The following is an 11,315-nucleotide window of genomic DNA, read 5'->3' on the forward strand; positions in this document are numbered from 1 at the left end:
CCAGGAAGGTGCTCCCCTTCACCTCCGCGCTCACCGCCCCCTCCAGCGCGATGCCCACCGCCTCCGAGAGGCTCGCCTCGAGCTGGACCCGCTCCGCCACCAGTCGGCCACCCGGCGTCAGATGCACCGCCCCCTCCCGCTGCCCGCTGAATGCCACGCGATCAAGTTTCAGCGCCCCCGCCGTCTTCACCCCCCACCCCCCTCCCTGCACCGCCAGCCGCTCGAGCGTGGCACCCGCCTCCATCCGCACCACGGGCTCCCGGCCCTCCACGTAGAGCACCGTGCTCTCCCCCTCCCCCACCACCCGAGCGCCCTCCGGGAGCAGAAAGGGGCCCGCGTAGAGCCCTCGAGCGACGTGCACGGTGGGGGCGGGACGCACGGCCAGTCCCTCCGCCAAGGTCCGGAAGGGCCGCTCCCGCGTGCCTTCCCCGGAGTCCCCCCGTGCCCCATCTACCCACACCTCCGTCCCCCGAGGCGCCTGCCCCGGGGACGAGGGGGGGGGCAGAGAGGACGAGCGGCAGCCGGCGATCACCAGCAGCGCGAGGACGAGGGGGCGTGGGCTCATGAGGGCCTCGACTCTAGCCCACCCCATCCATGCCACCGGATCAGCGAACGTGCGTAAGCGATCGAAACAACACAGAAAACCCAGCTCATCCGATCACAATCCCTCTCAATGCATCACAAGCGGCGCGTGAGACGTTGCATCGAATTCGCGATCATTTCCTCTCTACGCCTCCTGTATCAGCCGTCAAAAATCCAGTGTTCAAGCCAATTTTCAGAGGCGGGGTGCAGGTCTATCATTGACAGGGAAAAGAGCGATTTGTTACCAACCGCAACCAGGTTGCGGCTCAGCGCAAGACAACCGTAGATGGAGGGGCGAATGACCAAGGCAGAGCTCGTGGAGGTGGTGGCTGCGCAGTCCCGCCTGACGAAGAAGTCGGCGGCGGAGATCATCGACATCGTCTTCAGCAACATTGGCAAGGCGGTGAAGCGGGATGCGCGCTTCAGCTACCCGGGCTTTGGAACCTGGTCGGTGCGCTCTCGCAAGGCGCGGAAGATCCGCAACCCGCAGACCAACGAGATGATGAAGCTCAAGGCCTCGAAGACCATCGGGTTCCGCCCGGCCAAGGAGCTGAAGAACTCGCTGTAGTCCGGGCTCCCATCCCGAAGCGCTCGCCAGGGCTCTGGCACGCTCCGGCGGCCCATCCTCAGGGGCGTCGTCCTGCCGGGCGGCGCCCCTGCTGCTTTGCGGGAGGCGACGTCTCCTGGAGCGACGCGGAGCTGAGCTCCACCGAGCTGTCCACCCCTCGCTCCAGATCATCGATCGGATCCCTCGGCCGGCCGTCCTTCCACAGCTCGAAGTGCAGGTGCACGCCCGTGGCCAGCCCCGTGTCCCCCGCCAGGCCCACCAGATCCCCTCGCTCGAGGATCTCGCCCGGCTCCACCATCACCCGCGCGAGGTGGCTGTAGCGGGTGGTGACCCGCGCGGCGTGCTGGACCTCCACCTGATAGCCATAGTTCCCGTTCCACCCGGCGTTGAGCACCACCCCTGGGGCCGCGGCGAACACCCCCTGGCCCCGCCTCGCGGCGAGATCGATCCCCAGGTGATCCCTCAGCTCTCCGAGGATGGGGTGCGCCCGCTCCCCGAAGTGGCTCGTCACGGACACGGGGGAGATGGGCCAGGAGAAGCGTGGCACCTCGCGGACCGTCGTCACCATCAACCGGCGCACCTCGGACATGCGCACCGAGAGCTGCGTGACGCGCTTGATCACGGAGTCAGCGAGCACCTCGGGGATGTCCCCGTAGGTCCGCGCGTCCTCCTCCAGCTCCGCCTCCAGCGTCACCCGGGCGCGGATGACGTCCAGTGAGGAGGTCTTCTCCGCGGGGCGCTCCAGGAAGGAGTCGAGGGCCCCCGTCACGGCCTCCCAGTTCTCGGCCTGCTCGGAGGGCATGGGGCTGCCTCGCTTCACCTGGCGGCGGTACTCCCGGGCCTGGTTCACGAACGAGGCGAGCGCGGCCTGCAGCTCCGGCGAGGTGCGCGCCGTGGGCAGATCCTTTCCGGGCGCCTTCAGCTTTCGCGACTTGTGGCGCAAGCGGACGGGCGCCGTGGCAGGGGCAGCGGTGGGCTCCAGAGCCTGGGGAGCCGGCCCGAAGGCCTCATCGAAGCTGAGCTTGCTCTCCGCGCGCGGAGTGGCGCACGCAGCGAGCAAGGCAATCACCGAGAGGGCAACGAGGCGTAGCACGGCCCCGGGAGCCTACCACGACCGCTCCTCCGTCAAGATTCCAGGGCCCGGCGGATCCGGGAGAGCGCCTCGTCGATATCGGCGGCCGAGACGTCCAGGTGGCAGACCAGGCGCGCGGAGTACCGGCCCGTGGCATTGAAGAGGACCCCCAGGGGAGCCAGCCGCGAGACCATTTCACTCGCTGGACGCGTGAACTCCACCAGGAGGATGTTGGTCTCCACCCGGGAGGGATCCACCACCTTCACCCCGGCCAGCTCCGCGAGCCCCGCCGCCAGCCGGCGCGTGTGGGCGTGATCCTCGGCCAGCCGCTCCACATGGTGCTCCAGCGCATGGAGCGCCGCGGCGGCCAGGATTCCCGCCTGCCGCATGCCGCCCCCGAGCCGCTTCCGGAGCCGCCGCGCCTCGCGGATCAGCGCCGCCGAGCCCGCCAGCGCCGAGCCTACCGGCGCTCCCAGCCCCTTGGAGAAGCAGACAGAGGTGGTGTCCGTCAGCTTCGCCCAGGAGGCCGCCGGGGTGCCCGTGGCCACCTGGGCATTGAAGAGGCGCGCTCCATCCAGGTGCACGGCCAGCCCCGCCTTGCGGGCCACCTCCACCACGGCCTGGAAGCGCTCCAGCGGCCACACCGTCCCGCCTCCTCGGTTGTGGGTGTTCTCCAGCGACAGCAGCCGCGAGCGCGGGGCGTGCACGTTCTCCCCGCGGGCCGCCGCCGCCACCTGCTCCGGCGTCACCAGGCCATGCTCGCCCGGCAGCGGCTGCGGCTGGATGCCCCAGAGGGCCGAGACCGCGCCGCCCTCGTATTGGAGGATGTGGCTGCCAGCCTCGGTGATGACCTCGTCCCCCTGGCGGCAGTGCAGGCCCATGGCAATCTGGTTGGCCTGCGTGCCCGAGGGGACGAACAAGGCCGCCTCCAGCCCCAGCCGCTCGGCGGTCCGCTGCTCGAGCCGGTTCACCGTGGGGTCCTCTCCATACACGTCATCCCCCACCTCGGCCTCGGCCATGGCGCGGCGCATGGCGGGCGTGGGCTTCGTCACGGTGTCGGAGCGGAAGTCGATGGGCTTCATGTTTTCCTACCTGGTGGGTGGGATCCCTCTTCTAGGACGAGGGCGGTTATGTCATACAGCCAAGGCGTGGGACGCGAGACTACCGAGGCGAAGCGGCTGCGGGCCATTGAAGTGCTGGACCGGCTGGGCACCGAGATGCCCGAGGTCCGCATCCAGCTGGATTACCACACCCCGCTGGAGTTGCTGGTGGCCGTCATCCTGTCCGCGCAGTGCACGGACAAGCGGGTGAACCTGGTGACACCCGCGCTCTTCCAGCGCTTCCCCGACGCGCGAGCCTATTCCTCGGTGAAGCCCGAGCTCGTCGAGCCCTACATCCAGACGTGCGGCCTGTACCGGAACAAGGCGAAAAACATCGTCGCGGCGGCCAAGGCGCTGGTGGCCGAGCATGGCGGCGAGGTGCCTCGCTCCCGGGCGGCGCTGGAGAAGCTGCCGGGTGTGGGGCGCAAGACGGCGGGGGTGGTGTGCATCCACCTGGGGGGGGATGCCGCCTTCCCCGTGGACACGCACGTGAAGCGGCTGGCCTACCGGCTGGGCTTCACGCGGCAGGAGGACCCGGACAAGGTGGAGGAGGATCTCCAGGCCCTGGTGCCTCCCGAGCGCTGGATGACGGGCCACCAGCTCCTCGTCTGGCACGGGCGGCGCACATGCTTCGCCCGCAGCCCCGCCTGTGAGCGCTGCGTCGTGGCAGCGCTGTGCCCTCGGCGCGGCGTGAAGCAGGCTAGGCCGACGGACGCTGATCGCGCTCGGACTTGAGGCGCTTCATCCGCTTGCGGATGATCTCGCGCTTGAGCGAGGAGACGTGGTCCACGAAGACGGTGCCGTTCAGGTGGTCCGCCTCGTGCTGCACCGCGATGGCCAGCAGCCCCTCGCACCGGAGCGTCTGCTCCTGCCCCTCCGGATCGAGGAACTTCACGGTAACGACGGCGGCGCGGTCCACATCCTCCGCCTCGCCGGGGATGGACAGGCACGCCTCGGCGAACGTCGTCTCCCCCTCCATGGCGATGATTTCCGGGTTGATCATCGCCAGGGGCTTGGACTCGGGCTGCCGGGGCGTGGTGTCCAGGACGATGACGCGCTGCAGGACGCCAATCTGCGGGGCCGCGAGGCCCACACCGTCAGCGGCGTACATCGTCTCGAACATGTCCTTCACCAACGCGCGGGTGGCGTCATTCACCTTTGCCACCGGCTTGGCCGTCTGCTTCAGGATGGGATCGGGCCAGATCAGGATCTCACGAACCATAGGCCCCCTCTTAACGCTCCTGGACCGGGCGAGCAACCCGGGTTGACGCCGGGCGTTACCTGTCCTGTGGCCCCCCGGACGGGCCGACGAGCCATCCCCGGAAGCGGGTGTCGGGTACCTGACCGCGGAGGCGGTGGAGCACCCGCTTGAACTGGGCGTAGACGCGGAAGAAGCGCTCCACCCCCACGCGCTCCCGCTCTCCGAGCGGCCTGCCACTGCAGATGACCTTGGGGTCGCCCCGGCCCGCGTCGATGAAGTCCACCACCCCCACCACAGGGACGCGGAGACGCTCGCCCCGGCGCAGCCGGGGACCGAGCACCACCACATCCAGCGGGTCCCCATCGTCCGAGACGAACCCGGGGATGCAGCCATAGTTGTAGGGGCACGGCAGCGGGGAGATGAAGTCCACGCGCCCGTCCGACCGCCACTTCACCCAGGAACCGCGGGGCGTCTCGATGAGGACCTCGGGCTCGCTCGAGAGCCCAGGGAGTGGAGAGGACTCGGGCAGAGGAGCCATGGGCCCCTCAGTCCAGCAGGTTGCGGGCGTACTCCGCCCGGAGCCTGTCGTCGGCGAGCGCGCGCGCAGCCTCGGCCAGCAGGTCGCGGACCTGCTGGGCGCGGTACTGGAGCGAGGCGTCGGGATGCCCCGCGAACCGCAGCGGGTGGAACTCCGTGGAGAGCCGCTCGAAGGCGCGCTTCACCTCCTCGCTCCCCGCCGTGCGCGCCAGCCCCAGCACCGTGAAGTAGTCCGCCTCCTGGACCTCCTCGAACTTGGCCTCGAGCCGACGGATGTCCAGCTCCGGCGGTAGCTCGCCCGTGGGCTCGGCCACGAGCCGCAGTGCCACAAGCCCCAGCACCCTCGCCACGGCGAAGGTCTTGAGCACCGTCTCCTGCGGCAACCCCGCGCCCAGCAGCAGCTCCTCGATCGTCCGCTCCCCGTCCACCTTCGCCAGCAGCTGGAGCTCGCGCGCGGAGAGCCCGAAGCCCTCGGGCGCTTGCCCCGCGTCCCCGCGCGCCACCACAGCGCGCAGCCCGCCCACCTGCGTCACGAAGGACTCCACGGAGAGGGAGTTGCGCAGCGCCTCGGCCAGCAGGTGCTGGGGTGGACGCGTGGCCGCCGCGAGCGCTACCTCGTGAGGCGGCGGCTCCTCCGCTACGCGGTAGAGAGAGGAGGGCTCAGCGAAGGCGTCGAGGAAGACCTGCTCGGTGTAGCGCTGCACGAGCGGCACGGACTCGGCCTCTCGCAGGTACCCTCGGCCTCGCAGCGCGTCCAGCAGCGCGCTCGTGGAGGCGGCGCGCACCAGCCGCAGCTCGTGCTCCTGGCGTGTGTCGATGAGCCCGTCCCGGCGCGCGCGGTCGATCAGGGTCTCTCCCGGCGCCGAGGAGAGCGCGCCCACGAGGCTCCCTCTCCGCAGCCAGAGGATGCGCAGGGCCTCGTCCGTCTTGAGCTCCAGGCGCACCTCGGCGCGCCCCTCGCAGAGCCGAAGGAGAAGGTTGGCGAGCCCCTCCTGCGTCACGCTGCCGGCCCGAGGGACGTGTACCCGGGGCTGTCCGGGTGCCTCGATCTGGAGGACCGCGGACTGCATCCGGGCCGCCAGATCCTCGGCTTCAGCACGCGCCTTCGCGACCGACTCGGCCTCGCGGCGCGCTGCGTCCTCGGCCTCGCGGAGCGTTCGCTCGGAGGTGGCAAGCCGCTCGGCGGCCTCGACCTCCACCCGGACCGTCTCCGCGGCCATGCGCCCGAGCTCCTGGGACAGCCGCTCACGCTCGCCACGCTCTCGGGCCAACGCCGCTTCCAGCCGGGCGAGCTGCTCCTGGAGCTGCCTCTCGCGCCCGGCGGCCTCGTCCTTCTCCTGGCTCGAGGTCTCCTCGGCACTTCGCGCTTGAGCCTTCCAGTGAGCCAGTTCCTCGGATGCGCGAGCGGCTTGAGCCTCCGCCTCCGCCTGGAGGCGCTCCAACTCCTCCCGCGTCTCGGCCACGGCCTGGGTACGGGTCTGGAGCTCGGCCGTGAGCCGGGCCTGCAGCTGCTCTCGCGCCTGGGCCTCCGCGCCTACCCGCTCCTCGGCACCCGCCTGGGATTGCGTCACCTCCCGGAGTCTCTCCTCGGCTTCGGCCTGGGCACGCTCCGCTTCCTCCGCACGGCCCTCCGCAGCGGCCCGGGCCTGCCGCTCCTGTTCTGCACGGGCCTCCGCCTCCGCGTGGCTCTGACGCTCCTGCTCGGCACGCACCTGGGCCTCATCCCGCGCCTGCCGCTCGGCTTCAGCGCTGGCCTCTGCCTTGGCACGCGCCTGCCGCTCGGCTTCAGCGCTCGCTTCTGCCTCGGCACGTGCCTGCCGCTCCGCTTGAGCGTTGGCCTCTGCCTCAGTACGCGCCTGCCGCTCGGCTTCAGCGCTGGACTCCGCCTCGGCCCTGCGGCGCCGCTCCGCCTCGAAACGCGCCTGCGCCTCTTCACGAGCGCGCGCCTCGGCCTCGGCTCGAGACTCCGCCTCCGCACGTGTCAGAGCAGCTACCTGGGTCCGTGCCTCCACTTCGGTCCGGGAGAGGGACTCTGCCTCGGCCTGGGCTTCCGCCTCCGCGCGCGCCAGGGCTTCCTCTTCGGCGCGGGCCTCCGCTTCGGCTCGCCCTAGGGCTTCCGCCTCCGCACGAGCCTCGGCCTCCTGACGCGCTCGCGCCTCCTCCTCCGCTCGCGCCTCTGCCGCCTGGCGCGCCGCCTCCGCCGCCTCTGCACGAGCCTCGGCGTCCTTGCGAGTCTGCGCCTCCGCCTCTGCTCGCGCCTCCGCCGCAGCTCGTGCCTCCGCCTCCGCCTCTGCTCGCGCCTGCGCCTCCGCTCGCGCCTGCGCCTCGGCCTCTGCTCGCGCCTCCGCCTCCTGGCGCGCTCGCCCCTCCGCCTCGGCCCGCGCGTCCGACTCGCTTCGCGCATGGAGCGTCGCGCTCACTCGAGCCTCGGTCGCCGCCCGTGCCTTCGCCTCCCGCTGCAGCCGGGCCTCCATCTCCGCCCGCTTCTGCTCCTCCTCGCTCGCACGCTCCTCGGCCTTGCTCCGGGCGAGCGCCTCCGCCTCCGCACGTACCTGCGCGTCGAACCGCGACAGCTCCTCCGCGCTGACCCGAGCCTCGATCTCGGCCCGAGCTGCCTTCGCGCGAGACTCCGCCTCGGTCTGCGCATGGGCCGCCACCTCGGCCCGAGCCTCTGCCTCGGCCCGGCGCTGCACCTCGGCCTCCGCACGCGCCTCCGCCTCGGTCTGCGCATGGGCAGCGATCTCCGCCTGCGCCTCCGCCTCCCTGCGCTTCCGGGACTCCTCCTGGGCACGCCCCTCCAGCTCGGCCCGGAGGCGGCTCTGCTCGCTCGTCTCCGTCTGCAGCGCCACCACCTGTGCCTGGAGGCGGGCCAGCTCCTCCTCCTGCGCCTGGAACCGCGACTCCTTCGCGCGCGCCGCCTCGGCCTCGGCCTCCATGGCCTTGCGGCGCTTCTCCTCCTCCGCACGGGCCTTGGCGATCGCGGCCTCACGCCCGCGGAACTCCATCACCCACCGCTCCGCTTCGGCGCGGAGTCGGGCCTCGTGCTCCTTCTCCTTGGTCAGCGCCGCGACCCGGGCCTTCAGCTCCTCCGCCTGCTGCTCGGCCGCCCGCCGCAGTTCCTCTTCCGCCCGCCGCAGCGCCTCCTCCCGCGCTCGCGCCGCCTCCGCCTCCCCCTGCGCCGCCTCCGCCAGGGCCCGGGCTGCCTCCGCCTCGGTCCGGAGCTCGGCCTCCCGCTCGAACTCACCCTGGAGCGACTCCGTGCGGCTCCGCTCCACCACTGCCGCGTGCTCGGCCTGCAGACGGAGGACGGACTCCATCTCCAGCTCCGCCCGAGCCGCCCGCATCAGCTCGCGAGAAGAGTCGTCACTCGCGGGCTCCGCCGTCCCCTCCTGAGCCGACTCATCCACCTCTTCCACAGGGGGAGCCGGCAGGTCATCCGCCACGGGCGGTGGCGTGATGTCCGGCACGAACTCATCCAGCGGCTGCGACGTCAGCTCCTCCGACACCGAAGGCTCCGCCGGCGCAGCCCCTGGCTCCACCCACTGCAGGGAGTGCGTGGCCTCCTCCTCCGGCTCCTTCGGGAGAGGCGTGCCGAACTGGACCCAGCGCGCCGTCCGCTCCATCTGCTCCTGCATCGAAGCTCCTGGAGCGTCCCCGAACCGAGCCCAGCGCGCCGTCCGCTCCATCCGCTCCTGCAGCGTGGAGGGCCCCTCCCCGAACCGGGCCCAGCGCGCCGTCCGCTCCATCCGTTCCTGCACCGTCGGCTCGGGCTGTTCCGGCTCCTCGCCTCCCCCCATCACCACCGACGGGGGAGCTTCTTCCGTCACGGCCGCCAGTGCTCCACTTTCTCCACGCAGCGCACGCAGCTCGGCCTCGGCCGCCGCGAGCGCTCTCGCCCTTGCATCATCCCCTGCCGGAACATCAAAGAAGCCCTCATCCCCCAGTTGGGGCGCCACGGCCACCGGCTCCTCGGGGGCCGCTGCTTCCGCGGGCGTCTCCTCTGCCACGGGCGGCGCCGGCGATGGCACGCTCTTCGCCGCCAGCTCCTCCTGCTCGCGCGTGAGTGCCGCGTCGATCTCGAGCTGAGCCAGGCGCGCGGCTTCGGCCCGGACCTCCTCCTCCACACTCCCGCCCGCTGCGCGCGCTTCCTTGCCGAGTCCCGCCCAACCTTCCACACGAGACTTGCCCGTCTCGGACTCCTGCGCGCCGCCCTCCGAGAGAGAGAACGCATCCTCCGCGGGCACGGAGACGAACGACTCGCCCGGATCCGTCTTCGGGACAGAGGGCTCCGCGGCGAAGCTCTCCTCGGGAGCCTCGGAAGCGGCAAGCGAGGACATCGCCTCCTGCTTCCGGCGCCGCCGCTCGGCAGCCTCGCTGCGCACCTCCTCCTCCATGCGCCGCAGCTCTTCCTCATCGACATCACCGCCCGCAGCCGGCGCGGGCTCGGCCGCGATGGGCTCTGCCGTGGGCTCGGCCGCCATGGGCTCTTCCGCGGGCTCGGCCGCTAGAGGCTCCGGTACAGGCTCGGCCGCCACGGGCTCCAGCGCGAGCTCGGCCACGATGGGCTCCGGCGCGAGCTCGGCCGCCATGGGCTCCGGCGCGGGCTCAACGGCCACTGGCTCCGGCTCAGGCTCAGCCAGAGGCTCGGCGGCCGCCGGATCCTGGACGGTGATCTCCTCGGCCGCGGAGAAATCCACGCTCCCTGCCGAGGCCTCGACGGTGACGGACTCCTGCGCCATCGACAGGCCGGTGTCCGCCTCCAGGTCCATCGGGTCCATCAGGACCGGATCTCCCGATACGGCCCGCGCCTCCTGCTCGGTGACGGGCTCGGTGCCGACAAACGTGAACGCGGCGCCCGCCTCCTGCGCTCCAGGGGGCTCCGGCTCCGGCGCAGCAGCAGGCTGAGCAGCGAGGCTCGTCTCCAGCGAGGCCACCGCCTCGGCCTCCACCTCCTGGTGAGTCTGCTCGAAGGCCGCGTCCATTGCCTGGACCGCTTGCCGTGCCCGCTGCTGCTCATCCTGGGAAGCCCTGCTCTGCGCGCCCGCCGTCTCCGTCCCCCAGTCCACCTGCGGCGCCACCCCCATCTCCCCGAAGAGGGCATTGGCCAGCGCGGGGTTGCTCCGCTCCGAGGGAGGAGGAACCTGCCACGGATCGGTCTCGGGCAAGGCCTCGGCCTGGGGAACCGCGAGGGTGTGGGCCTCCTGGATCCGCCAGTCCTCCGCTTGCGTGGGGCCATTCACCATCACGCCCACGGTCTGGATGAAGCCAGGCGGCTCCAGCGGCACGGAGGCCACGGGCAGGCTGTAGCCTGGAATGGGCTCTCCCAGCAGCAGCACCCGCGCCTGGTGACCCTCTGGGTGCTGGGCCAGCTCCTCCAGCACCAGCTGCCCCCGGCCGCCCTCGACTCCCGACGCCAGGATGATGAGCGAGGGCTGGTAGTGCCCGAAGGCGATCAGGGCATCCGCGACGGAGGTAGCGAGGATGACCTCGTGCCCCTCCCGTGAGAGCAGCCGACGGACGGTGGCAATGGTGGCGATGTCGTCGTGGACGAGGAGGACCGGGGCGGCCATGGAAGCCGCCTGAGTCTACAGCATGGCCCCGGGATCCACGTCGATCGTGACCTTGACCCCTGACGGAATGTCCTCCAGCTTCACCTCCAGGCGGGCAAGCAACGGGGACAGCGCCGCATGGGTGGGCCCCTTCAGGAGGAGCTGCCACCGCGTCCGGCCTCGGAGGCGGGAGATGGGCGCCAGCGCCGGCCCCAGCATGCGCACCCCGGCAGAGGGGGGTGGCATCCGCCGGGAGAGGAAATCTCCAAGCATCCGAGCCACACTGGCCGTCTGCTCCGGGTGCTCGCCTTCAATCCGGACGGCCGTCATCCGGGAGAAGGGGGGGTAGGCCAGGGCATGGCGCCACTCCAGCTCCTGCTGGGCAAAGCCCTCGAAGTCATGGGCGAGCACCCGCTTCACCGGCTCGGAGTCCGGGTTGTACGTCTGCACCAGCACCCGGCCGGGATCCTTCCCCCGCCCGGCCCGGCCGGACACCTGCGTGAGCAGGTGGAAGGTGCGCTCGGCGGCGCGGAAGTCCGGGATGGCCAGGGAGGTGTCCGCCATGACCACGCACACCAGGGTGACGCCCGGGAAGTCATGGCCCTTGGCCACCATCTGCGTGCCGACGAGGATGTCGAGCTCCCGGCGGGCGAAGGCGGCCAGCAGCTCGGTGACGCGCTCGCCGCTGGTGGCCGCGTCCCGATCC

Annotated in this window: 8 protein-coding genes and 1 pseudogene; 2 read left to right on the top strand and 7 right to left on the bottom strand. The window is 71.5% G+C overall.

Annotated features, from left to right (window positions below):
- A pseudogene (locus tag VD972_RS08170) lies at window positions 1-565 on the bottom strand (hypothetical protein); the annotation flags it as partial.
- Window positions 566-880: 315 nt separating this feature from the next.
- On the opposite strand from VD972_RS08170, the gene VD972_RS08175 reads away from it, so the two are divergent.
- A complete protein-coding gene (locus tag VD972_RS08175) occupies window positions 881-1,150 on the top strand; it encodes an HU family DNA-binding protein (RefSeq protein ID WP_044190499.1) in 270 nt (89 codons plus the stop codon).
- A gap of 58 nt (window positions 1,151-1,208) precedes the next feature.
- Here VD972_RS08175 and VD972_RS08180 read toward each other — a convergent pair whose 3' ends face one another.
- Complete coding sequence (locus VD972_RS08180) at window positions 1,209-2,243, bottom strand: M23 family metallopeptidase (RefSeq protein WP_324983333.1); 1,035 nt, start codon at window positions 2,241-2,243, stop codon at window positions 1,209-1,211.
- Between the two features lie 32 nt (window positions 2,244-2,275).
- Window positions 2,276-3,304: a low-specificity L-threonine aldolase gene (ltaE, locus tag VD972_RS08185; RefSeq protein WP_324983337.1), complete on the bottom strand. Its 1,029-nt coding sequence runs from the start codon at window positions 3,302-3,304 to the stop codon at window positions 2,276-2,278.
- A 48-nt stretch (window positions 3,305-3,352) separates the two neighbouring features.
- Between ltaE and nth the strand changes: the two genes are divergently transcribed.
- Window positions 3,353-4,057 carry an endonuclease III gene (gene nth / locus VD972_RS08190; protein WP_324983344.1) on the top strand — a complete coding sequence of 235 codons (705 nt, stop codon included), beginning with the start codon at window positions 3,353-3,355 and terminating at the stop codon, window positions 4,055-4,057.
- Here the strand turns inward: nth and def are convergent.
- From def to VD972_RS08210, 4 genes are all read right to left on the bottom strand, one after another.
- Window positions 4,023-4,544 (bottom strand): peptide deformylase, encoded by a 522-nt coding sequence (gene def / locus VD972_RS08195; RefSeq protein WP_324983348.1) that lies wholly within the window; start codon window positions 4,542-4,544, stop codon window positions 4,023-4,025. The genes nth and def overlap by 35 nt on opposite strands.
- 55 nt (window positions 4,545-4,599) lie before the next feature.
- Window positions 4,600-5,061, bottom strand: a complete 462-nt coding sequence (locus tag VD972_RS08200) for an inorganic diphosphatase (protein WP_324983351.1) — start codon at window positions 5,059-5,061, stop codon at window positions 4,600-4,602.
- 7 nt (window positions 5,062-5,068) lie between these two features.
- Complete coding sequence (locus tag VD972_RS08205) at window positions 5,069-10,630, bottom strand: DUF4388 domain-containing protein (protein ID WP_324983355.1); 5,562 nt, start codon at window positions 10,628-10,630, stop codon at window positions 5,069-5,071.
- Between the two features lie 15 nt (window positions 10,631-10,645).
- On the bottom strand, window positions 10,646-11,315 hold a 670-nt coding region (locus VD972_RS08210; protein WP_324983358.1), incomplete at its 5' end, for a helicase-related protein.

Origin of the sequence: Hyalangium sp. (assembly GCF_035629615.1) — a bacterium.
In the GTDB taxonomy this organism is placed as follows: domain Bacteria; phylum Myxococcota; class Myxococcia; order Myxococcales; family Myxococcaceae; genus Hyalangium.